Raw genomic sequence first — 22,772 nt, 5'->3', positions numbered from 1 at the left:
CGCTCACCGACGTGGAGGCCCGTATGACCACGATGTTCAGCTGGAAGCTCGTGCACGACGGCCGTACCCCGCCGCCGGGCGAGGTCGTGCGTCCGGACGAGCGCCTGTCGAGCACGCGCATGGTCGGGCTGGGCGCGCAGCACGTCGTCGCCATGTTCGGGGCCACCTTCGTGTTCCCGGCGATCATGGGGTTGAGCCCGAACCTCGCGGTCCTGATGTCCGGCATCGCGACCATCCTGTTCCTGCTGATCGTCAAGAACCGCATCCCCAGCTACGTCGGCACGTCCGCGTCGTTCGTGGCCGCCGTGGCGGCGATCCGGGCGCAGGGCGGCGACTCGGCCGAGGTCACCGGGGCCATCCTCATCGCCGGGCTCATCCTGGTCGCGGTCGGCGTCATCGTGCACGTCGGCGGCGCGCACATCGTGCGGCTGGTCCTGCCGCCCGTCGTCACCGGCGCGGTGGTGATGCTGATCGGGTTCAACCTGGCCACCGTGGCGACGACGACCTACTTCCCGTCGGAGCAGTGGATCGGGCTGATGACGGCCGGGTTCGTGATCTTCGTGTCCGTGCTCGCTCGCGGGTTCGTCGCCCGCATCGCGATCTTCCTCGCGCTGGTCTTCGGCTACGCCGCCTCCTGGGTCGCCGACCGGATCAACAAGGTGCCCAGCTGCGACTCCGCCGGCAAGAACTGCCACATGGTGCATCGCATCGACTGGTCCGGCGTGGACCACGCGTCCTGGATCGGCCTGCCGAAATCGATGACGAGCCCGACGTTCGGGCACCTGGCCGGGCCGCACCTGCCGGCGTTCCACGCGAGCTTCATCCTGCTCGTCATCCCGTCGGTGATCGCGTTGATCGCCGAGAACTCCGGGCACGTCAAGGCCGTCTCGGAGATGACCGGACAGGACCTCGACCCCTACCTCGGACGGGCGTTCGTCGGCGACGGCGTCGGCACCGCGGTCGCCAGCTTCGTGGGCGGTTCACCGACGACGACCTACGCCGAGAACATCGGGGTGATGGCGTCGACGCGCATCTACTCGACGCTGGCGTACTACATCGCCGCGGTGGTCGCGATCCTGTTCGGCTTCTGCCCGAAGTTCGGCGCGGTCGTGGCCGCGACGCCGGGCGGGGTGCTCGGCGGCATCACCCTCGTGCTCTACGGGATGATCGGCCTGCTCGGTGCCAAGATCTGGATCGAGAACCGCGTCGACCTCGGCAACCCGGTGAACCTGGTGCCGCTCGGTGCCGGGCTTATCGCTGGCATCGGCAACCTGGCCATCAAGTTCACCGACACGTTCTCGATCACCGGTATCGCCGCGGGCACGCTGATCGTGCTGATCGGCTACCACATCTGTCACCTGCTGGCGCCGGCCCACCTGCGTGACCCGGCGCGAGCCCCGGACCGCGTCGAGGCGCCCACGAAGTCCCTCTGACCGTTCGGCCTCTCGGACGCGGTGGCGGGTTCCCGGGCCGGGATCCGACCACCGTGCCGGAGAGGCCCCGCGTGGCGGGCGGGCTCCGGCTACCCCTCGCCTGGACGGGTGGCCGGCGCAGCGCGCAGCGCGGCCAGGATGCGGGCGAGCGCGGCTCGGTCCTTCTCGCCGAGCGCACCGAACACCGCCTCGGCCTCGGCGCTGCGTGACGCGTGCATCGCGTGCACGAGTTCGCGTCCGGCGTCGGTGAGCTCGACGAGGGTGGCGCGCCGGTCGGTCGGGTCCGGCAGCCGCCGCACCAGGCCGCGTTCCTCGAGGGCGTCGGCGACCTCGGTGGTGGAGCGCGCGGCGATACGCAGGTGGTCCGACAGCGCGCTCAGCCGGATCGGGCCGAGCCGGGCGATCACCATGAGGGCACGACCGTGCGAGGGGCTGATCCCCCAGGGGGCGAGGGCATCACGCGAGCCGCGCCGCAGCTGCCGGGCGACCGCCCAGAACGCCTCGGCCAGCGTCTCCTCGTTCTCCGCCGTCACGGGGAACAGACTAGCAACGAATGGTGTTGTAGCCTCATCATGAGGTAACCTCAGTAAATCGGGACGAGCTCCCGACTACACACCCGAAAGAAGGAATGCCCCTTGACAGCCCCACTCACCTCCAGCGGCCGCCCACCGCGCGGCCCCATGACGAAAGACCAGAAGGCCGCCGACAAGGCGCTGGCGAGCAGCGTCTCGCTGCGCCGCATCGGCCGTCTGTTCACCCCGTACCGCTGGCCCCTGGCCGTCGTCGTGGCGATCATCGCCGCGTCGGCCGTCGTCGGCCTGGCGTCGCCGTTCCTGCTGCGCGCGGTCATCGACACCGCCCTGCCCACGCAGAACGTCCCCCTCCTGGCCTGGTTGGTCGGCGGCATGGTCGGCGTCGCCGCCGTCACCGCGGCCTTCGGCGTGATCCAGACCTGGATCAGCACCAGGGTCGGCCAGCAGGTCATGCACCGGCTGCGCACCGACGTCTTCAGTCACCTGCAGCGGCAGTCCGTCGCGTTCTTCACCCGCACCCGCACCGGCGAGGTGCAGTCCCGCATCACCAACGACATCGGCGGCATGCAGTCGGTCGTCACCGACACCGCCACCTCGATCGCCTCGAACCTCACCACCGTCGTGGCCACCGCCGTCGCGATGGTCGCGCTCAGCTGGAAGCTGTCGCTGATCTCGCTCGTGGTCATGCCGCCGGCGATCTACCTCACCCGCAAGGTCGCGCAGATGCGCCGCGAGATCACCCAGGCGCGGCAGGCCGAGCTGGCCGACCTCAACGTCACGATCGACGAGGGCCTGTCGATCGGCGGCGTGCTGCTGACCAAAACCACCGGGTCCGGCCGCAACCTCGTCCGGCGCTTCACCGAGTCCTCGCTTCGGCTCGTCGACCTGGAGCTGCGTTCGAGCCTCGCCGGTCGCTGGCGCATGGCGTCGATGAGCCTGATCTTCGCCGCGATCCCGGCCGTCATCTACCTCAGCGCCGGGCTGCCGGCCACCCGCGGCGCGATGACCATCGGCACCCTGATCGCCTTCACGTCCCTGCAGAACACGTTGTTCCGCCCACTGATGGGGCTGCTCAACGTCGGCGTCACCATCAACTCCTCCCTCGCGCTGTTCGCCCGGATCTTCGAGTACCTCGACCTCGAGGTGGAGATCACCGAGCCCGAGCACCCCGTCGACATCGACCCGCGTCAGGTACGCGGCGAGGTCCGCTTCGAGGACGTGACGTTCGCCTACCCGGGCAGCGAGACCGCGGCCGTGGCCGGCGTCAACCTCGACGTCCCGGCGGGCACCACCCTGGCGCTGGTCGGCGAGACCGGCTCGGGCAAGAGCACGCTGGCCTCGCTCGTGGCCCGGCTCTACGACCCCACCGGCGGACGGCTCACCATCGACGGCATCGACCTGCGCGACCTCCGGCTGGACGATCTGGCCGAGATCGTCGGCGTGGTCAGCCAGGAGACCTACCTGATGCACGCCAGCGTGCGCGAGAACCTGCGCCACGCCCGGCCGAGCGCCACCGACGCCGACATCGAGGACGCCGCGCGGGCCGCCCAGATCCACGAGCTCATCTCGTCGCTGCCGCAGGGCTACGACACGATGGTCGGCTCACGCGGGCACCGGTTCTCCGGCGGTGAGAAGCAGCGCATCGCCATCGCCCGCACGCTGCTGCGCAACCCGCGCGTGCTGGTGCTGGACGAGGCCACCAGTGCGCTCGACACCGAGACCGAACGCCACATGCAGCAGGCGTTCGACGAGCTCGCCGCCGGCCGCACGACGATCACCATCGCCCACCGGCTGTCGACGGTGCGCCACGCGGACCAGATCGCGGTCATCGACCAGGGCCGGGTCGTCGAGTCCGGGACCCACGAGACGTTGGTGGCCGAGGACGGCCGGTACGCCGCGCTGGCCTCGTAGCGTCAGGCGGGCTGCTCCGCTCCCACGCGCGCAGGCTTGCGACGGGCGGAGGGGCGCACCCGGGTCGACTCCGCGTCCTCGTCGTGCACGGTGATCGCCGCGAGCGCCGCCAGCAGGGCGAGGCCGGCCGCGACGAGGAAGCTCACGTGGTACGCCGTCAGGTGCGGCGAGACCGTCGCCCGGTAGGTCGACGTGCCCACTGCGGCCAGCGAGCTGGACAGCACCGCGACGCCGACCGCGCCGCCCAGCTGCCGGATCGCGTTGAACAGTGTCGAGGCGCGGCCGGTGTCCGCGGCCGAGATGCGCGCGAAGGCCGCGGCCTGGGTGGGGACGAAGACGTGTGACATCGACAGGCCCAGGCCGAACATGAGCAGCCGCATCCACCACAGGTCGGCGCGGGACGCGACCAGGCTCATGAGCCCGATCGAGGTGGCCACGCCGAGCAGCCCGCCGATCATCAGCCGGCGCGGGCCGAACCGCGGGTACAGCAGGCGGGTGGCGATCTGCGCGCCGGCCATGACGCCGATGGCCTCGGGGAACGTGGACAGGCCGGAGTTGAGGGCCGAGAGCCCGAGGCCGTCCTGGAAGAACAGCGCCGCCATGTACAGCACGCCGAGGAACGCGGCGGTGGCCAGGAAGATCAGCACGTTCGACGACCGGAACAGGCGGTCGCCGAACAGGTTCAGTCGCAACAGCGGCTCGGGCGTGCGCAGCTGGTTGCGGATCAGGGCGACGATCAGGACGATGCCGGCGCCGATGGTGCCGAGCACGAGCGGGTCCGCCCAGCCGCGCTGCGGGCCCTCGCTGATGCCGTACATCAGGCCCGCGAAGCCGAGGCCCGACAGCACGAAGCCGATGACGTCGAAGCGGCCGCTGCGTTCGACCGGCTGCTCGCGCAGGAAGAGCACGCCGAACGCGAGGGCCACCGCGCCGATCGGCAGGTTGACGAAGAACACCCAGCGCCACGACAGGTCGGTGACCAGCAGCCCGCCGAGGACCGGGCCGAGCGCCGGTGCCAGGGCGGTGGGGATGACCAGGATGCTCGAGGCGCGCACCCGCTCGGCGGGTGGGAAGACGCGGAACAGCATGGCCATGCCGACCGGCGTGAGCATCCCGCCGCCGATGCCCTGCAGCACCCGGAACCCGACGAGCTGGGCCAGGCTCTGCGCGACGCCGCACAGGGCGGAGGCGAGGGTGAACACCACGATCGCGGCGAGCAGGACCTTCTTCGTGCCGAACCGGTCGCCCACCCAGCCGGAGGCCGGGATGACGACGGCGAGGCTGACGAGGTACCCGATCGCGATGGCGCTGACCTGCGTCGGCCCGGCGTGCAGCTCGCGGCCGATGTCCGGGAGCGCCACGTTGACGATCGTGACGTCCATGATGTTCATGAACATGGCAAGGACGAAGACGACGCCGACGGCCACCTTCTGGCTGATGACGGGCAGGCGCACCCGACCAACCTACGGCTGCGGCCCGACTGCGTTCGCCGCTGCCACGGGGTGGCGCTCGCCACTAATCTCGACAGGGTGAGCGCACCACGTCCCCGCACCGCGATCCTGACCGTCGACGACGACCCGGCGGTGTCGCGCTCGATCGCGCGCGACCTGCGGCGCCGCTACGGCGACGCGCACCGGATCGTCCGGGCCGAGTCCGGGCCGCAAGCCCTCGAGGCCATGCGCGAGCTCAAGCTGCGCGGCGACGTCGTGGCCGTGCTGCTCGCCGACTACCGGATGCCGCAGATGACCGGTCTCGAGTTCCTCGAGCAGGCCATGGACATCTACCCGACCGCCCGCCGGGTGTTGCTGACGGCCTACGCCGACACCGGCGCCGCGATCGAGGCCATCAACGTCGTGGACCTGGACTACTACCTGCTCAAGCCGTGGGACCCGCCGGACGAGAAGCTCTACCCGGTCATCGACGCCCAGCTCGAGTCCTGGTCGACGACCGACCACCGCATCGTCGCCGAGGCGAAGGTCATCGGGCACCGTTGGTCGGCGGCGTCGTCGGACACCCGCGAGTTCCTCGCCCGCAACCAGGTGCCCTACCGGTGGTACCTCGCCGACTCGCCCGAGGGCGCACGCCTGCTCGACGCGGCCGGCGCCGACCCGCGGACCCTGCCGGTGATCATCACCGCCGAGGGCGAGACGTTGGTGGCCCCCAGCAACGCCGAGCTGGCCGGTCACGTGGGGCTCAGCACCGCCCCGGCGGAGGAGTTCTACGACCTGGTCGTCATCGGCGGCGGGCCGGCCGGGCTCGGTTCGGCGGTGTACGGGGCCTCCGAGGGGCTGCGGACCGTGCTCGTCGAGCGCACGGCCACGGGCGGCCAGGCCGGGCAGAGCTCGCGCATCGAGAACTACCTCGGCTTCCCGGACGGCGTGTCCGGCGGCCAGCTGACCGACCGCGCCCGGCGCCAGGCCGTCAAGTTCGGCGCCGAGCTGATCACCACCCGCGAGGCCGTCTCCCTGGAGGTCAACGGCGCCGGCCGCACCGTCCGCTTCGACGACGGCAGCTCGGTCGGCGCGCACACGGTCATCCTGGCCACCGGCGTCGCCTACCGGCAGCTGGCCGCCGAGGGCGTCGACGAGTTCACCGGCCGCGGCGTCTTCTACGGGTCGGCGCTGACCGAGGCCCCCAGCTGCATCGACCAGGACGTCTACATCGTCGGGGGCGCCAACTCGGCCGGTCAGGCCGCCGTCTACCTCGCCCGCGGCGCGAAGAGCGTCACGCTGCTGGTCCGCGGCCGCTCGTTGGAGAACTCGATGTCCTACTACCTGGTCCAGCAGGTCGAGTCCGTCCCGAACATCACCGTCCGGACCTGCACCGAGGTCGTCGGGGCCGAGGGCGACGGCCATCTGGAGCGCCTGCACCTGCGCAACGCCGAGACCGGGGAGATCGACACCGTCGACGCGAGCTGGCTGTTCGTGTTCATCGGCGCCGCGCCGCGTACCGACTGGCTCGACGGCACGGTGCTGCGCGACGACCACGGCTTCGTGATGTCCGGACCCGACCTCGCCGCGCCGGGGGAGACCCCGCCGGGATGGGATCTGGACCGCCATCCGTTCCACCTGGAGACGAGCGTCCCGGGCATCTTCGCCGCCGGTGACGTCCGGTCCGAGTCGGCCAAGCGGGTGGCGTCCGCGGTCGGTGAGGGCGCGATGGCCGTGATGCTCGTGCACCGCTATCTGGAAGGACGGTGAGGTCGATGACCCAGACCGACAACACGCACCCGGACACCCGCACCGACGGGGCCACGGACGACGAGCACTACTCGCGAGCCGTCGAGACGCTGTCCTGCACCGTCGAGGAGCTGCGCAGCCTGTTCCTGTTCGAGAAGCTGAGCGACGACCAGCTCGACTGGCTGTGCCAGCACGGCAAGGTCGAGCGCTACGAGCCCGGCTGGATCTACCGCGAGGGCGAACCGGGCCGCTGCTTCTTCGTCCTGGTCGAGGGCTCCGTCGCCATGTCGCGCCAGGTCGGCGGGGACAACGTCGAGATCACCCGCACCGACGAGCCCGGCGTCTACGCCGGAGCATGGTCGGCCTACCTCGGCGACCGGGTGTCGCAGGACTACCCCGCCTCGTTGCGCGCGCTGTCGTCCGTCCGCCTGTACGTGCTCGGCGCCCACGACTTCGCCGACCTCATGCGCGACTGGTTCCCGATGCCCGTCCACCTGCTCGAGGGGTTGTTCTTCGGCAGCCGCAACACCCAGCAGGTCATCAACCAGCGCGAGCGTCTGCTGGCGCTGGGCTCGCTGTCGGCGGGTCTGACGCACGAGCTGAACAACCCGGCCGCGGCCGCGGTGCGGGCGACGTCCTCCCTGCGTGAGCGGGTGTCCGGCATGCGCCACAAGCTCGGCATGATCGCCGAGGGGCGGATGGACCGCGAGGGTCTGCAGATGCTGGTGCACCTGCAGGACATCGCCGTCGAGCGGGTCGCGAAGGCGAACACGAAGGACCTGAACCCGCTCGAGGTCTCCGACCGCGAGGACGAGATGTCGGACTGGTTCGAGGACCACGACATCGACGGCGGGTACGAGCTCGCGCCGGTGTTCGTCGCCGCGGGTCTCGACATCGAGTGGCTCGACCGCGTGGCCGGCAAGACCGACGCGGCCACCCTCGGCAGCGCGGTGCGGTGGTTGAACTACGCGCTCGAGACCGAACTGCTGATGAACGAGATCGAGGACGCGACGGGCCGCATCACCACGCTCGTCGGGGCCGCCAAGCAGTACTCGCAGATGGACCGCGGGCCCTACCAGGTCGTCGACGTGCACGAGCTGCTCGACAGCACGCTGGTCATGCTCAGCCGCAAGATAGGTTCCGACGTCCGGGTGGTGAAGGAGTACGACCGTTCCGTACCCGACGTGCCGGTCTTCGCGGCCGAGCTCAACCAGGTGTGGACGAACATCATCGACAACGCGTTGCAGGCGATGGACGGCGCAGGCACGTTGACGCTGCGCACGAGCCGGGTCGAGGACGACCTGCAGGTCGAGATCGCCAACACCGGCCCGCAGATCCCCGAGGACGTCAAGGCACGCATCTTCGAACCGTTCTTCACCACGAAGGCCGTGGGGGAGGGGACGGGCCTGGGTCTCGACATCTCCTGGCGCATCGTCGTCGACCGCCACCACGGCGACCTGTCGGTCCACACCGGGCCGGACGAGACGAGCTTCGTCGTGCGGGTGCCCCTGAGCGGGCCGGCGGACGCGGCGACCGGCGAGGGGAGCACGACATGACCGAGACCGTCGACCCGACCGTCCCGCCGAGCGGGTCCGGGTGCGTCGAGTGCGAGGCCGCCGGCGGCTGGTGGTTCCATCTGCGGCGCTGTGCCGCGTGCGGGCACATCGGCTGCTGCGATTCCTCGCCGTCCGGGCACGGCACCGCGCACGCCGAGGCGACCGGGCACCCGGTGCTGACCAGCTTCGAGCCGGGCGAGGACTGGTTCTACGACGTGCGCAGCCAGCAGTTCACGAACGGGCCGAGACTCGCCGATCCGCAGGCCCACCCGGACGGGCAGACGGTTCCGGGGCCGGCCGAGCGGGTGCCGGACGACTGGCGAAATCACATCCGGTGAACAGCTCGTCCGCGAGGCGGACACCGTCCGCGAGGCGGACACCGTCATCGAGGCGGACACCGTCATCGAGGCGGACACCGTCGTCGAGGCGGACACCGTCGTCGAGGACGGCCACCGCGTGCGCCGGAGCGTCGAGCACGGACGACGTGTCCAGCACGTCCGTCCAGCCGAAGTAGTCCTGCACGCGAACAGACAACACAGGGTGCCCCGGACGTGTCAAATCGCTGTAAGAAATCCGAGACTTTGGTCCTTGCCCAAACACGCACAAACGCCCCGCACCGAATCGGTGCGGGGCGTTCGCGGTCAGTCCGAGCTCAGATGGCGCGCACGTTCTGCGCCTGCGGGCCCTTCTGGCCCTGCGTGACGTCGAAGTCGACGCGCTGGTTGTCGTCGAGGCTCTTGTAGCCGTCGCCGGCGATACCGGAGAAGTGGACGAACACGTCGGCGCCGCCGTCGTCGGGAGCGATGAAGCCGAAGCCCTTCTCGCTGTTGAACCACTTCACAGTGCCTTGGGTCATTCTTCGTGCCTTCCGTTGGGTCAACACCCTGATCGGGTGATGCGGTGGAGGCCCCACCCTGTGCGGGGCCTCGGTCCTGCTCAACTTGCCAACCCGAGGAAGACACGATGCGCGCTGCACTTTCCCGCACGCGTACACGCCAGGGAATGCTATAGACCGCGCTCAGCATAACAGCGATCACGGCCCCAGGTCAGCCACCGCGGCCACGATTCTGTCGGCGGGATGCGTCACGATGGCGCACATGACGGCCACCACCGACCTGCGCGACGCCGCGCAACACCATCTCACCCGTCTCGCCGGCCCGTCCGCGGTGCTGCGCGACGACCAGTGGGCCGCTGTCGAGGCGCTGGTGGCCGGGCGGCGCAAGGTCGTCGTCATCCAGCGGACCGGGTGGGGCAAGTCGGCGGTCTACTGGATCGCTGCCGGCCTGCGGCGGGCGCAGGGGTTCGGCCCGACGCTGGTCATCTCGCCGTTGCTGGCCCTCATGCGCGACCAGGTCGCTGCGGCCGAGCGTTCCGGGCTGCATGCCGTCACGCTCAACAGCGCCAACGTCGACGACTGGCCGAGCATCGAGGCCCGGCTGGCGGCCGACGACGTCGACGTCCTGCTCGTCTCGCCGGAGCGGCTGAACTCCTTCGGCTTCCGCTCCCGGGTGCTGCCGCACCTGTCGCCGCGCATCGGCCTGCTCGTGGTCGACGAGGCGCACTGCGTGTCGGACTGGGGCTCGGACTTCCGGGCCGACTACCGGCGGATCAAGGACGTGCTGGCCGCGCTGCCCGGTGGCACCCCGGTGCTGGCCACCACCGCCACGGCCAACGACCGGGTCACGGCCGACGTGGCGGCCCAGCTCGGCACCGACACGCTGACCCTGCGCGGCTCGCTGGACCGCGAGAGCCTGGCGCTGTCCGTGGTGCCCACCCCCGACGTCCCGACCGCCTACGCGTGGATCGCCGACGCCCTCGACGACAGCCGTCCGGGCGGGTCCAGCCTCCCGGGTGCGGGGCTCGTCTACACCCTCACGGTGGCCGGCACGACGCAGCTGGCCGACTTCCTGCGCAGCCGCGGCCACGACGTGGCGGCCTACAGCTCGGCCACCCCACCGGACGAGCGCGCCGAGCTGGAACGGCGCCTGCTGGCCCACGAGCTGCGGGCGGTCGTCGCCACGTCCAGCCTGGGCATGGGTCTCGACCACCCCACGCTCGGCTTCGTCGTAAACCTGGGTGCCCCGCCCTCGCCGATCTCCTACTACCAGCAGGTCGGGCGCGCCGGCCGCGCCCTCGACACGGCGAAAGCCGTGCTGCTGCCCACCGCGGCCGACGAGCGGATCTGGGCCTACTTCGACTCCACGGCCTTCCCCTCCGAGGACCGCGTGCGCCGGGTGCTGGACGTGCTGTCCGACGGGCCGCTCACCCTGCCCCGCATCGAGGCCGACTCCGGGCTGCGGCGCGGCCGGCTCGAGACGCTGCTCAAGGTGCTCGACGTCGAGGGCGCGGTCGAGCGGGTCGATGGCGGCTGGGTCGCCACCGGTAGGCCGTGGCACTACGACGCGGAACGGTACGAGGGCATCGCCGCAGCCCGCCGTCGGGAGCAGCGCTCGATGCTGGCCTACGAGCGTTCCGACACCTGCCTCATGCAGCACCTGCGGCACGAGCTCGACGACACGACCGGCTCGCCGTGCGGGCGCTGCGCAGTGTGCACGGGCGAGCTGCCCGCCCCGGGCCTCGAACCATCGCCCGACACGGTGCGCGCGGCGGTCACCCATCTGCGCGCACAGTCCACCGTGCTCGAGCCGCGCAAGATGTGGCCGTCCGGCGCACCGCGGCGTGGCCGGATCGCCGAGCCGACCCGCGCCGAGGTCGGCCGGGCCCTCTCCGTCGCCGACGACCCCGCCTGGTCGGTCGAGGTGGCGCGCGCTCTGGCCGTCGACGCGGCGCTGCCCGACGAGGTCTTCGACGGCCTGGTCGGCACGCTGTCGCGGTGGGGGTGGCCGGCCGGACGGCCCACCTGGGTCACCTGGGTGCCGTCACGTTCGCACCCGGTGCTGCTCGCCGACGCCGCGGCGCGGTTGGCCACGCTGGGGCGGATGGACGTGGCCTCGCCGCTGCGCGCCGAGGGGCCGGGTGTGCAGGCGGACGCCGGCACGTCGGTCGAGTCGGCGAGCGGCGCCCTGCGACGGCTGTCGGTCGACGGTGCGGTACCCACGGGGCCGGTGCTGCTGCTGGACGACACCACCCGCAGCGGGTTCACGCTCACCGTGGCCGCGACGCTGCTGCGCGAGGCAGGGTCCGGTCCGGTCTACCCGCTCGTCCTGCAGAAGGCGTTCTGACCGCGACGGCAGCCCCGGCTGGGTAATCTGGGCGACACCCGACGCCCCGGCGTCCGACGTCCGCCCGCCGAGGAGTCAGCCCATGTCGCTCGTGGAGCGGGCCGACCGCTTCCAGCGGGCCCACCCTCGCGCCGGGCTGCCCCTGGCGGTCGTCTACAAGTTCTTCGACGACCAGGGCACCTATCTCGCCGCGCTGGTCGCCTACTACGGCCTGCTGTCGCTGGTGCCGCTGCTGCTGCTGTCCACGACGATCCTGAACTTCACCCTCGAGGGCGACCCCGACCTCCAGCACAAGGTGTTCGACTCCGCGCTGGGCCAGTACCCGATCGTCGGCGACCAGCTCGCCAACCCCAACGGCGTCTCGGGCAGCAGCCTCGGCCTGACGGTCGGCATCGTCGGCACCCTGTTCTTCGGTCTGAACGTGGCGCAGGCCGCGCAGAACGCCATGAACACGATCTGGCGGGTACCGCGCAACGACCGCCCCAACCCGTTCCGCAGCCGGGGGCGCAGCCTGCTGCTGCTCACCATCGGCGGGGTGGCCGTCCTCGTCACCACCGGCCTGGCCACGCTGGGCAGCCAGGTCGACGCGTTCGGCATCACGACCCAGGTGCTCATCGGGCTCGGCACCCTGGCCCTCAACGCGGTGTTCTTCTCGATCGGGTTCCATGTCGCCACCGCGCGCCGGCTCACGCTGCGCCAGACCGTGCCCGGCGCCACCGGCGCCGCCGTCGTCTGGCAGGCGTTGCAGTACGTCGGGGCGCTGTACGTCAGCCATGCCGTACGTGGCACGTCGGACGTCAACGGCGTGTTCGCGCTGTTCCTCGGGCTGATGGCGTGGCTCTACCTGGGCTCGCTGGTGATGGTGTTCGCCGTCGAGTACAACACCGTCCGGTCGCTGCGCCTGTACCCGCGGGCGCTGCTGACCCCTTTCACCGACGACGTCGACCTGACCGCCGCCGACGTCGAGAGCTACGCCCAGCAGGCCCGGGCGCAGCGGTTCAAGGGCTACGAGGAGATCACCGTCCGGTTCGACCCACCGGAGTGACGCGCGGCGTGCCCTACTTGGTGGTGATGGGCGGCAGGGCCGACAGCATGATCACCGACCAAACCAGGTGCGTGATCATCGAGGCGAGGATGCCGCCCGACGCCCGCCGCTGCAGGCCGAAGAGCGTGCCCATGAGGACGGCGGCGAAGACCAGCACGAAGTTGCCGGTCGCGATGGTGACCAGCGCGTAGATCACCGTCGAGATGGGCACGGCGTACTTGCGACCGATGGCCGCGAACAGCGCCCCGCGGAAGAAGACCTCCTCGGCCGCCCCGTTCAGCAGGGTGACGAAGAAGATCAGCGCGATGTTGCCCTGCGAGGCGTGCTGCAGGACGTTGTCGATGATCTTGCGGATCGGTTCGATCTGGGCCACCACGAGCCCGCCGATCACGAACACCGCGCCGGCCGCCAGCCCGGTGACGAACGGGGTCACGAGCGGTCGCCGCAGGGACCCGCGGAAGGGGACGAACCCCAGGTGCAGCGGCCCCGACGCGAACCCGCCGATGAGCCAGACGACGGCGACGCCCGCGGTCAGCAGGTAGAACGCCGAGTTGCCTGGGGCGGTGGCCAGGGCCAGGCCGAGCAGCGTGGTCCCGATGACCAGGGTGACGGCGGCCACGATGCGCCGACGTTTGAACGCGGCGTCGCTCTGCTGGTGGTCGCGCGGTACCTGGTCGAGCAGCGACGGGGCGAGCAGGCGCTGGACGAGACCGGGCACCCCGCCGACCCTGTCCGTATTCGTCACCTGTCCAGCGTGACTCATCGTGTCGAGCCCGACTGCTCCCTGGCCCGATCCTCCAGCGCGAGTCGCACCGCGTCGTCGTAGCCGATGGGGTCGCCGGGCACCACGTGGCGGATGGCGTCGTCGTGCACGACGACCTCGTTGGTCATCGAGGCGACCAGGTTGCGCGCGGTGGCGTAGTTGACGTCGGTGACCAGCGCCAGCCAGCCCGAGGACAGGTGCGGGGTCAGCAGCGGCACGTTGACCGACGGGAACGACTTGCGCTGCACCTTGGCCGCGCGCTTGAGCATGTCGACGTAGCGCAGCACGTCGGGACCGCCGATCTCGAACACCCGGCCCATGGCGTCGGGGTTGTCGAGCACGCCCACGAGGTAGCGGATGACGTCGGGCAGCGCGATCGGCTGGGTACGGGTCTTGGTCCACTTCGGGGTGATCATCACGGGCAGGTGATCGACGAGCTGGCGGGTGATCTCCCAGGAGATGCCGCCGTGCCCGATGACCACCGCGGCGCGCAGCACGGTGACGGGCACCCCGGTCTCGCCCAGCAGCTTCTCGACCTCGCGGCGGGAGCGCAGGTGCGCGGACAGCCGGCCGTCGTCGTCGCCGAGACCGCCGAGGTAGACGATCTGGCGCACCCCGTTCTCGGCCGCGGCCCGGGCGAAGTTGTGCGCGGCCGCGGCGTCCATGCGCTCGAAGTCCTTCGACTCGAGCGCATGCACCAGGTAGTAGGCGACGTCGACGCCCTCGAGGGCCGTCCGCAGGCTGTCCACGTCCGCGACGTCGGCGCCGACGGCCTTGCCCGGGCCGTCGTAACCGTCCGGGTGGCGGGTCATGGCCCGGACGTCGTGTCCGTCCTCGACCAGCTGCCGGGCGAGGTGCGAGCCGACGAATCCGGTGGCACCGGTGACGAGGACCGTGTAGGGCATGGGTGCAGCGTTCCCGCCGCGGCGGCGCACTATGCCGTGGAATCGGCCACGGAGTCGCGCCGGAGCACCTGCAGCAGCTCGTCGTACGGCCCGACCAGGTAGGCCTGATCGCCGCCGGCGAACCGGGTGTCCCGCCGCGGCGGGTACTCGAACGATCCGGTGGCCCGGCGCCTGATGGCGATGACCCGGATGCGCGCCGACAGCTCGGCCATCGTGCTGCCACGCAGCCCACCCGCCTCGGCGACGGTGAGCCGGCCGATGAGCAAGGGCTCCTGGTCCACGTAGAACGTCGACAGGATGGTGAGCCCCAGCGCGGCGCCGACGAACCAGGGTGCGGCCAGGGCAGCCGTCGAGCGCACGTAGGGGAAGCCGAAACCGGCCTCGACGGTGTGCGCGAGGTCGCGGTCGAAGACGCGCAGCACCACGGGTACGTCCAGGCGCCGGTCGTCGAGCAGGTCGTCGACCACGAGCGCCGTCTCGATGTTGGCCAGGTCGCTGCTGGTGAGCACGGCGACGGCCCGGGCCCGGGTGACACCGGCGGCGTCGAGGTTGGTCGGCACCGTCGAGTCGCCGAACACCACCGGGACGCGCAGCTCGCGAGCTCGGGCCAGGAAACGGTTGTCCTCGTCGCGCTCCAGCACGACGACGGGTTGCCCGGCCGCCACCAGGTGCTCGAGCACCCCGAGGCCCACCGACCCGAGGCCGATGAGCACCACGTGGTCGTGCATCCGGGTGGCGAGCTGGCGGCCGAGCGACTGCCTGATGCGCCGGCTCACCAGCAGGTTGGTCAGCATGGCGTAGAGGACGGTCACCAAGGTCGCGCCGAGCACCATGAGCACGATCGCCCACACCCGCAACCAGTCGTGCTGGTGGGCGAAGAAGAAGTCGCCGAAGCCGACGGTCGTCAGGGTCTCGGTGGTGAAGTAGGCCGCGTCGAGCACGCTCATGTGCCCGCCGCCGTCCGAGCGGTACCCGACCCGCAGCAGCACGATCGACAGCACCGCCACCCCGAGCAGGATGCCGAGCGTCAAACGCATCGAACGCTCGGACTCGAGCACGAAGCCGTGGACGTACCGGCGCAGGGTCCCGATCGGGCGCAGCGGCGTGCGTCGTCGGGTCGGCGTGGTCATGGCCAGCATGCCGCGCTCGACGAGCTCCGCGGGGGTACCGATCACGAAGACCCGGTCGCCGGCGGCCACCTCGAGGTCCCGGCCGGGACACACCTGCATCTGGCCGTCGCCCGCCGGGACGACCGCGACGGGCGCGAGGTCGCCGAACAGCTCGCGCAGGGTTCCCGCCTGCGCGGCGGTCAGCTCACGGAGCTCGAAGGTGTCCTGCTCGCCGATCGGCACCGGGCGCGCATGCAGGTCGAGGCAGGCTTCGGCCAGTGTCGGCGCGGACAGGGCGGCCGGGTCCAGGACGCTGTGCGCGCCGGTGACCCGCGCCAGCGCCCGTCCCAGTGACGGGTTGCCCAGCTCGACCACCACGCGCAGCTCGGGGTGCAGGCGCCGGGCGAGCAGCGCGATCTCCAGGTTGTCGAGATCGGACCCGGCGGCGCAGACCAGCGCGGTCGCGCTCGTCAGTCGTGCCGCCTCGAGGGCACTGGCGCGGCTGGGATCGAGGGGCAGGTGGGCGGCGCCGAGCTCGGTGACGATGGCCAGCCGGCGCGGATCGGGCTCGTCCTCGACGACCACGACCTGCTCGCCGGAGCGGCACAGCTGCTCGACGACGCGCAGCCCGACGCCGTCGAGCCCGCAGACGATGACGTGACCGGTCCAGTCCATACGCCACCTGTTTCGACGGGTAGTCCATGCTGAGGGGCCACAGGCTATCGGCCGTGCCGGCGAAGGGTGCCCACTCGTGACCGACGACCCGCAACCCGCACCGCCCCCGGTGCTCACCGAGCCGTGGGCCACGCCCCGACGCCTCGAGCTGCAGGCCGACGCCCGCCGCTTCGCCCTCGAGCAGGTCAAGCCGGTCGCCGACGAGTACGACCCGCAGAAGAAGCAGATGCCGCGCAGCCTGATCGAGGCCATGGGCAAGCAGGGCTACTTCGGCATCATGGTCGACGAGGCCTACGGCGGCCTGGGCTGCGGCGTCTTCGAGTACGCGATGATCTCCGAGGAGCTGGCCCGGGCCTGGATGAGCGTCGCGAGCATCATCGCCCGCGCGCAGGGTCTCGGCACCGATGTCGGCGACGGCCAGCGGCGCGAGAGCCTGCTCCGGCGCAGCGCCGCGGGGGAGTGGATCGGCGCCGCCGGGTTCTCGGAGCCCGACGCGGGCTCCGACCTCGCCGCAGTCAGCACCCGCGCCGAGCGCGACGGCGACAGCTACGTCGTCACCGGCGAGAAGCGCTGGATCGGCAACGCCAAGGCCGCGGACTTCATCCAGCTGCTGTGCCGCACCGACGACCCCGAGCCGGGGCAGAAGCGGTCCGCCGGGCTCGCGACGCTCGTCGTGGAGAAACCGCGCGACGAGTTCCCGCCCGGTCTCACCGGGACCGTCATCGACAAGATCGGCTACCACGGCTTCCTGACCTGGGAGCTGCACTTCGACGGGCTGCGGGTGCCGGCCGCCAACCTGGCCGGCACCGGCCGGGACGAGGGTGCCGACGCCGACGCCGACGCCGACGCCGACGCCGACGCTGACGCTGACGCTGACACCACCGTCGACCGCGGAGGTACCCGCGCGTTCCGCGACACCCAGAAGTGGCTCAACATCGCCCGGGTGCACACCGCGGCCCGTGCCGTGGGCCTGGCCCGCGCCGCCGTCGAGGACAGCACGATCTACCTGCAGGAGCGCGAGCAGTTCGGCCATCCCATCGGCGACTTCCAGGCGCTGCGTTTCATGCTTGCCTCGATGGCCGCCAGGGTCGAGCAGGCCCGGGCCTTCTACCGGCAGGTCGCCGACCTGCTCGACCGCGGCGAGCCGTGCGAGCGTGAGTCGGCCATGGTCAAGCTGGTCGCGACCGAGATGGCCGTCGAGGTCACCTCGGATGCGATGCAGCTGCACGGCGGCAACGGCTACACCACCGAACGGCAGGTCGAGCGTTACTGGCGCGACGCCCGGCTGACCACCATCTTCGAGGGCACGAGCCAGATCCAGCAGAAGATCATCGCCGACTCGCTGCTGCCGCGCAGCCCGATGGAGTGACGCAGCCCGATGGAGTGACGCGACCGTGACGCGGCGGCAGCAAGCGGGCAGGCTGCCCGCATGGGACTGCTGAGCACCGGAAGAGTCGGCTTCGTCGTTGCGGCCACGGGAGCGGCGCACTTCGTCGCACCCGAGGCGTTCGCGAGCATCACCGAGGCCGCGTTCCCGGACGACACCGCCACCTGGGTGCTGCGCAACGGCGCCACCGAGACGGCGGTCGGGTTGGCCATGATGGCGCCGCCGACGCGCAAGCTGGGCGTCGCTGCTCTGCTCGGCTACGTGGGCTGGCTCGGCTACCGGGTGGCCAACGCGTCGTCCTGAGGTCGGGCGCGGGCGCTATCGCGTCCGGTGCACCAGGGCGTTCGGCGGCGTCACGCCCGGGACCACGTCCAGTCCGGCATCGATCCAGGCCTCGATCCCGCCGATGAGGTCCGTGGCCGGCACGCCGATCGAGTTCAGGGCGTCCGCCGCGAGCGAGGACGTGTAGCCCTCCGAGCAGACCACGACCCAGCGCTGCCCCGGCGTCGCCTGCGGCAGACGGGCGTCGGACTCCGGGTGCAGCCGCCATTCCAGGTGGTTGCGCTCGACCACCAGTGCGCCGTCGATCTCGCCGGTGACGGCGCGTTGCCAGCCGGGACGGATGTCCACGAGCAGCACGCCGTCCTCGCGCAGGCTCGCGATGTCGTCCGTGCTCACCCGATCGAGTCGGGAACGTGCGTCGGCGAGCAGATCGTCGACCGAACCGAAGCGTGCCGTCATGTTCTCCAGGTTGGCACGTCGGTCAGGACGCGTGACGAACGGGCAACGGCTCGACGTCGGGCTCGGGGTCGTCGGTGGCGAGCGTGGTGATCGTCGACAGGGCACCGTCCGCGAGGTCGTAGTACGTCATCGACGTCAGCGGCGCCGAGTAGGCGTGCACGCTGACCGCCGGCGCATCACCCAGGTTGCGGACGTCGTGGACGTAGTGGGCCCCGAAGCCCACCGTCGAGCCGGTGCCGCGCTCGTGGTCGTGCAGCACCGACCCGCCGGTGACCACGGCCTCGGTCAGGACGCCCGAGAGCACGGTGAACGCGCCGGACGAGCCGCCGTGATCGTGCAGCTGGGTGCCCTGCGACGGCAGCCAGCTGATGAGCCACACATCGACCCGGCGATCCCGGTAGATACGACGGTGCCAGCGCTGTTCGGGGTCGAAGTCGACGAACGGGAACTTGCCGGAACAGACCTCGTCGGCGAAGAAGCGGGAGAAGCCGATGAGCTGCTCCCGGGAGAAGTACAACCCCTGCTCCGGGGCCGGTAACCCGGCCCGCGCCGTCGTGTCGTTCACACGGCGAGTCTGCCCGACCGGCGCCCACTTTGTCTATCGGCGCGGTAGGTAAAACCGTCACAGCGGGCGCGGCAGGGCTAGTCGATCATCCGCGTGCGCGGCCAGCCCTCGGCGATCTCGATCCGGCCGAGCTCCTCGGCCAGCCACGCGGGGGTCGGCGGGCGGTCGACCGGTTGCCCGGACATGGCCCAGGTCAGCAGGTCGGACAGCGCGAGCGGGATGTCCGGGTCGACGATGGGTTTCACGGTGCCGCCGAGCACGCGCAGGATGACCGCGGCCGGTGACTCGCCGGCGTAGGCGCGGAAGGCGCTGCGACCCGCGACGAGCTCGTAGAGCGTGGCGGCCAGCCCGTACACGTCGGTCTGCACCTGGGCCGGCTCACCCTGCAGGAGTTCGGGCGCGGTGTGCGACGTCGTGGCCTGCAGCGCTGGTCGCCCGGACTGGCCGGCGCCGATGCGCACGGCCTCGTCGTAACCGGTGAGCACCGGCTCGCCCCATTCGCTGAGCAGCACGTTGCCCGGGTGCACGTTGCAGTGCACGACGTCGGCGCTGTGCGTGGTCTCGAGGGCGCCGGCCAGCTTGATGCCGATCGCGGCGACCTCCGCCGCCGGCAGCCGTCGGCCGCCCGGCAGCGCGTCGGCCAGCGTCCCGCGGCAGCGCTCGAACACCAGGGCGGGCCGGCCGTCGGCGAGCTCGAGGCACTGGTAGAGCGAGACGATGTGCGGGTGTGTCGAGATGGGCGCGAGCACGGTGGCCTGATGGCGGATGATGTCGTGCAGCCAGCGCTGGCCGGAGCGCACCGGCACCTTGACGGCGACGTTGCGCCGGGTGGCGAGTTCGTGGGCCTCGTAGACGGTGAAGCGGGCGCCTGCGTGCAGCACGCGGACGTCGTCGAAGTGGTCACCGAGGTCGTCCTCGGTGACCGCACGCCTGTCGACCAACGCCATGCTGCCCTCCCTGCTGACCACAGCGTACTTCACCGTGACCTCACAGTCACGGAAGTCCGCCGGATCCGGGGGATTCACCTATCGGGGGCAATTGCGGCACGGCTCGACGGCGGCATCCCGCCGTCGAGCCTGGGATCGACCTAGGGCACGACGGTGACCGGCCACGCGGCGTCCTTGACCAGCCGGCCGGCCAGCGAGCCCACGAGCTTGTGCCCCGCCTGGGTCGAGGCGCCGACCACGATGGCGTCGACGCGCAGCTCGTGGGCGGTGGCGATCAGCTCCTTGTACGGGTTCCCGGTACGCACGATGAACTCGGCGCTGATGCCGGCGCGCTCGGCGCCTTCGGTCACGGTGCGGCGCAGGTTCTCGACGATCTCGTCCTGGGTCTCGACCACCGCGCCTGCGGTGGCTGCCACCTGGGCGGACATCGCCGTGGTGTTGCGCACGTACAGCACGATCAGATGGATGTTCTGGCGGCGGGCCATGCCGCCGGCGTACGCAGCGGCGTGCATCGACGTGTCGGATCCGTCCACGCCCACCAGCATGTTGCGGGGGCCGTCGGTGCCCAGCTCGAACTCCGGCTCACTCATGGCGGTGATTCTCCATGGTCGCCCGTTCGGTGGTGAGCCTGACCGCAAACGACTGATTGCTGACCGTTGCGAGCCGCTATACAGTCCTTTTCGATCAAGCCCGTTCGCGGGATCGCCAGCAGACAGGCGGCAGTCCATGTTCACGGCTGAACGACGCCAGGCCATCGTCGACCTCGTCCGCACCAGCGGAGCGGTGTCGCTGCGCGAGCTCGCCGAGGCCGTCGACACCTCCGAGGTCACCGTGCGGCGCGACATCCGCGCGCTCGAGGAGCAAGGGGTCCTGGACCGCCGTCGTGGCGGCGCGGTGTGGCCGGGCGGGCTGTCCCACGAGCAGAGCTACCAGCACAAGCGCACGGTCGCCTCGGTCGAGAAGCAGGCCATCGGCCGGCTGGCGGCGACCCTGGTCAGCGAGGGTGACGCCATCGTCGTGGGTGCGGGCAGCACGACCCGGGAGTTCGCGCGACGGCTGGCCCGCATCGCCGACCTCACGGTCGTCACCAACTCCCTGTTGGTCGCCCAGGTGCTGTCCGACGCCAAGGCCGAGGTCGTGCTCACCGGGGGTTCGCTGCGCAAGTCGACGTTCGCGCTGATCGGCAGCGCCGCCGAGAAGTCACTGGCCGGCGTGCGCGTCCAGCGGGCGTTCCTGTCCGGCAACGGGCTCACGGCCGAACGCGGCCTGTCGACGCCGAACATGCACGCGGCGGGCGTCGACCAGGCGATCGTGCACTGCGCCCAGGAGGTCGTGGTCCTCACCGACCACACCAAACTGGGCCAGGACACCATGTTCGAGACCGTGCCCATCGGCCGCATCCAGCACCTGGTCACCGACTCCGCCGCCGACCCGGCCGCGCTCGACCGGATGCGCAGCGAGGGCGTCGAGGTCCACGTCGCCTCGACCTGACCAGGTCGGGTCACGAGGTGGCGACAACTTCTGATCAGTTTGCCGTCAACTATTGACCGAACGCGACTGCTCCCGTTCACTGGCAGGCGCTTGGTCATGCACCGGTCATGTCCGCGCCACACGGCGGACATCCGGTGCCGCCCTGGTGCCGTCGGGCACCACCGATCTCTGAGGAGTGACCCACGATGTTGTCCAACTCGACGCGGCGCAGCGCGATCGTCATCGGCGCCGGGCTCGCCGCCGTCGCCCTGGTCGGCGCCTGCTCCAAGAGCGCGTCCAACGGTGGCGGCGGCGGCAGTGGCAGTGCCGGCGGATCGGGTGGTGCGCAGCAGGTCCAGTCGGCCCCCGCGGCCGCGGCCGGCGCCGGCTGCACCTACTCGAAGTACGGCGCGCCGAAGCTGGACCTGAAGACCTCCACGGTCGGGTTCTCCCAGTCGGAGTCCACGAGCAACCCGTTCCGCGCCACCGAGACCAAGTCGATCACCGATCAGGCCAAGTCGTTGGGCATCAAGCTCATCCAGCGCAACGCGAACGCGAACGTGGCGCAGCAGAACACCGACATCCAGAACATGATCGCGCAGGGCGCGAAGGTGCTCATCGTCGCGCCGGAGAACTCCACCGGCCTGGCTCCCGCCCTCAACCAGGCCAAGGCCAAGCACATCCCCGTCCTGACCATCGACCGCACCGTCAACGGCACCGCGTGCAGCGACTTCATCGGCTTCATCGGCTCGAACTTCAGCGGCCAGGCCAAGATCGCCGCGGACGACCTCGCCGGCGCCCTCAAGGGCAAGGGCGACGTCGCCGAGCTGCAGGGCACGTCGGGCAACAACGTCGCCACCGACCGGACCAACGGCTTCAACGCCCAGATCAAGGCGAAGTACCCGAACATCAAGATCGTGGCGTCGCAGACGGCGAACTTCGACCAGGCGACGGGCCAGAAGGTCACCGCCCAGATCCTGCAGAGCAACCCGAACCTCAAGGGCATCTACGCCCAGAACGACACGATGGCCCTCGGAGCCATCCAGGCCATCCGCGCCGCGGGCAAGGTGCCGGGCAAGGACATCAAGGTCGTCGGCATCGACGGCATCCAGCAGGCCGTGCAGTACGTCGCCAACGGCACGATGGTGGCCGACGTCGAGACCAACCCGCGGTTCGGCCCGCTGGCCTTCGGCGCCCTGCAGAACTTCTACTCCAGCAAGGGCACCCCGACGACGGTGATCATCAAGGACCACCACTTCACCTCGTCGAACGCCAAGCAGGCCCTGAAGGACGGTGACGTCTACTGACCGCGCAGACGGCCGGCGCGACGCCCGCGCCGGCCGCCGGCGGGCCCACCCCGATCCTCGACGT

The 22,772-nt window shown here is 71.0% G+C and carries 21 protein-coding genes; 11 read left to right on the top strand and 10 right to left on the bottom strand.

The annotated features are described in order from the left end of the window. Positions 1–23: 23 nt before the first annotated feature. Positions 24–1,433 carry a uracil-xanthine permease family protein gene (locus ACFFCA_RS09785; protein WP_375484207.1) on the top strand — a complete coding sequence of 470 codons (1,410 nt, stop codon included), beginning with the start codon at positions 24–26 and terminating at the stop codon, positions 1,431–1,433. Between the two features lie 89 nt (positions 1,434–1,522). Here ACFFCA_RS09785 and ACFFCA_RS09780 read toward each other — a convergent pair whose 3' ends face one another. Beyond that, entirely contained in the window at positions 1,523–1,966 is a 444-nt protein-coding gene (locus tag ACFFCA_RS09780) for a MarR family winged helix-turn-helix transcriptional regulator (protein WP_375484205.1), read from the bottom strand. Positions 1,967–2,113: 147 nt separating this feature from the next. On the opposite strand from ACFFCA_RS09780, the gene ACFFCA_RS09775 reads away from it, so the two are divergent. Beyond that, a complete protein-coding gene (locus ACFFCA_RS09775) occupies positions 2,114–3,877 on the top strand; it encodes an ABC transporter ATP-binding protein (protein ID WP_375484203.1) in 1,764 nt (587 codons plus the stop codon). A gap of 2 nt (positions 3,878–3,879) precedes the next feature. On the opposite strand, the gene ACFFCA_RS09770 is transcribed toward ACFFCA_RS09775, so the two are convergent. Beyond that, on the bottom strand, positions 3,880–5,331 hold the full coding sequence (locus ACFFCA_RS09770) for an MDR family MFS transporter (RefSeq protein ID WP_375484201.1): 1,452 nt from the start codon (positions 5,329–5,331) through the stop codon (positions 3,880–3,882). Positions 5,332–5,406: 75 nt separating this feature from the next. Here ACFFCA_RS09770 and ACFFCA_RS09765 point away from each other — a divergent pair, with 75 nt between their 5' ends. From ACFFCA_RS09765 to ACFFCA_RS09755, 3 genes are read left to right on the top strand one after another with little or no spacing between them, the layout of a single operon-like run. Further along, positions 5,407–7,077 carry an FAD-dependent oxidoreductase gene (locus ACFFCA_RS09765; protein WP_375484199.1) on the top strand — a complete coding sequence of 557 codons (1,671 nt, stop codon included), beginning with the start codon at positions 5,407–5,409 and terminating at the stop codon, positions 7,075–7,077. 5 nt (positions 7,078–7,082) lie between these two features. Further along, positions 7,083–8,612 carry an ATP-binding protein gene (locus ACFFCA_RS09760; RefSeq protein ID WP_375484197.1) on the top strand — a complete coding sequence of 510 codons (1,530 nt, stop codon included), beginning with the start codon at positions 7,083–7,085 and terminating at the stop codon, positions 8,610–8,612. Further along, positions 8,609–8,950: a UBP-type zinc finger domain-containing protein gene (locus ACFFCA_RS09755; protein WP_375484195.1), complete on the top strand. Its 342-nt coding sequence runs from the start codon at positions 8,609–8,611 to the stop codon at positions 8,948–8,950. Before ACFFCA_RS09760 ends, ACFFCA_RS09755 begins: the two co-directional genes overlap by 4 nt. A 314-nt stretch (positions 8,951–9,264) precedes the next feature. Here the strand turns inward: ACFFCA_RS09755 and ACFFCA_RS09750 are convergent, their stop codons facing one another. Then, positions 9,265–9,468: a cold-shock protein gene (locus ACFFCA_RS09750; RefSeq protein ID WP_375484193.1), complete on the bottom strand. Its 204-nt coding sequence runs from the start codon at positions 9,466–9,468 to the stop codon at positions 9,265–9,267. A 232-nt stretch (positions 9,469–9,700) separates the two neighbouring features. Here ACFFCA_RS09750 and ACFFCA_RS09745 point away from each other — a divergent pair, with 232 nt between their 5' ends. Both ACFFCA_RS09745 and ACFFCA_RS09740 read left to right on the top strand, forming a co-directional pair. Then, positions 9,701–11,794 carry a RecQ family ATP-dependent DNA helicase gene (locus ACFFCA_RS09745; protein WP_375484191.1) on the top strand — a complete coding sequence of 698 codons (2,094 nt, stop codon included), beginning with the start codon at positions 9,701–9,703 and terminating at the stop codon, positions 11,792–11,794. An 82-nt stretch (positions 11,795–11,876) separates the two neighbouring features. Continuing rightward, complete coding sequence (locus ACFFCA_RS09740) at positions 11,877–12,839, top strand: YihY/virulence factor BrkB family protein (RefSeq protein ID WP_375484187.1); 963 nt, start codon at positions 11,877–11,879, stop codon at positions 12,837–12,839. Positions 12,840–12,852: 13 nt separating this feature from the next. Here ACFFCA_RS09740 and ACFFCA_RS09735 read toward each other — a convergent pair whose 3' ends face one another. The 3 genes from ACFFCA_RS09735 to ACFFCA_RS09725 are packed head-to-tail and all read right to left on the bottom strand — an operon-like array spanning position 12,853 to position 16,291. Beyond that, positions 12,853–13,584 (bottom strand): CPBP family intramembrane glutamic endopeptidase, encoded by a 732-nt coding sequence (locus ACFFCA_RS09735; protein ID WP_375484185.1) that lies wholly within the window; start codon positions 13,582–13,584, stop codon positions 12,853–12,855. A 14-nt stretch (positions 13,585–13,598) separates the two neighbouring features. After that, positions 13,599–14,507, bottom strand: a complete 909-nt coding sequence (locus ACFFCA_RS09730; protein ID WP_375484183.1) for an NAD(P)H-binding protein — start codon at positions 14,505–14,507, stop codon at positions 13,599–13,601. Positions 14,508–14,536: 29 nt separating this feature from the next. Beyond that, entirely contained in the window at positions 14,537–16,291 is a 1,755-nt protein-coding gene (locus ACFFCA_RS09725; RefSeq protein WP_375484181.1) for a potassium channel family protein, read from the bottom strand. 76 nt (positions 16,292–16,367) lie between these two features. Between ACFFCA_RS09725 and ACFFCA_RS09720 the strand changes: the two genes are divergently transcribed. Both ACFFCA_RS09720 and ACFFCA_RS09715 read left to right on the top strand, forming a co-directional pair. Continuing rightward, a complete protein-coding gene (locus ACFFCA_RS09720) occupies positions 16,368–17,660 on the top strand; it encodes an acyl-CoA dehydrogenase family protein (protein ID WP_375484179.1) in 1,293 nt (430 codons plus the stop codon). A 60-nt stretch (positions 17,661–17,720) separates the two neighbouring features. Next, positions 17,721–17,981 (top strand): hypothetical protein, encoded by a 261-nt coding sequence (locus ACFFCA_RS09715; RefSeq protein WP_375484178.1) that lies wholly within the window; start codon positions 17,721–17,723, stop codon positions 17,979–17,981. Positions 17,982–17,996: 15 nt separating this feature from the next. Here ACFFCA_RS09715 and ACFFCA_RS09710 read toward each other — a convergent pair whose 3' ends face one another. From ACFFCA_RS09710 to ACFFCA_RS09695, 4 genes are all read right to left on the bottom strand, one after another. Beyond that, positions 17,997–18,419: a rhodanese-like domain-containing protein gene (locus ACFFCA_RS09710; RefSeq protein WP_375484176.1), complete on the bottom strand. Its 423-nt coding sequence runs from the start codon at positions 18,417–18,419 to the stop codon at positions 17,997–17,999. Between the two features lie 22 nt (positions 18,420–18,441). Continuing rightward, on the bottom strand, positions 18,442–18,984 hold the full coding sequence (locus ACFFCA_RS09705) for a cysteine dioxygenase family protein (protein WP_375484174.1): 543 nt from the start codon (positions 18,982–18,984) through the stop codon (positions 18,442–18,444). Positions 18,985–19,061: 77 nt separating this feature from the next. Further along, complete coding sequence (locus ACFFCA_RS09700) at positions 19,062–19,931, bottom strand: serine/threonine-protein kinase (RefSeq protein ID WP_375484172.1); 870 nt, start codon at positions 19,929–19,931, stop codon at positions 19,062–19,064. Positions 19,932–20,071: 140 nt separating this feature from the next. Beyond that, positions 20,072–20,521: a universal stress protein gene (locus ACFFCA_RS09695; RefSeq protein WP_375484170.1), complete on the bottom strand. Its 450-nt coding sequence runs from the start codon at positions 20,519–20,521 to the stop codon at positions 20,072–20,074. 136 nt (positions 20,522–20,657) lie between these two features. Between ACFFCA_RS09695 and ACFFCA_RS09690 the strand changes: the two genes are divergently transcribed. Then, positions 20,658–21,422 (top strand): DeoR/GlpR family DNA-binding transcription regulator, encoded by a 765-nt coding sequence (locus ACFFCA_RS09690; protein WP_375484168.1) that lies wholly within the window; start codon positions 20,658–20,660, stop codon positions 21,420–21,422. Positions 21,423–21,607: 185 nt separating this feature from the next. After that, the gene (locus ACFFCA_RS09685) at positions 21,608–22,708 is read left to right on the top strand and encodes an ABC transporter substrate-binding protein (RefSeq protein WP_375484166.1); all 1,101 of its coding nucleotides are present in this window, start codon (positions 21,608–21,610) and stop codon (positions 22,706–22,708) included. Positions 22,709–22,772: the final 64 nt, after the last annotated feature.

The organism is uncultured Jatrophihabitans sp. (genome assembly GCF_964252635.1).
Classification (GTDB): domain Bacteria; phylum Actinomycetota; class Actinomycetes; order Mycobacteriales; family Jatrophihabitantaceae; genus Jatrophihabitans.
Note: the sequence above shows the minus strand (reverse complement) of the source record. Positions and strands in the feature narration are given on the sequence as shown.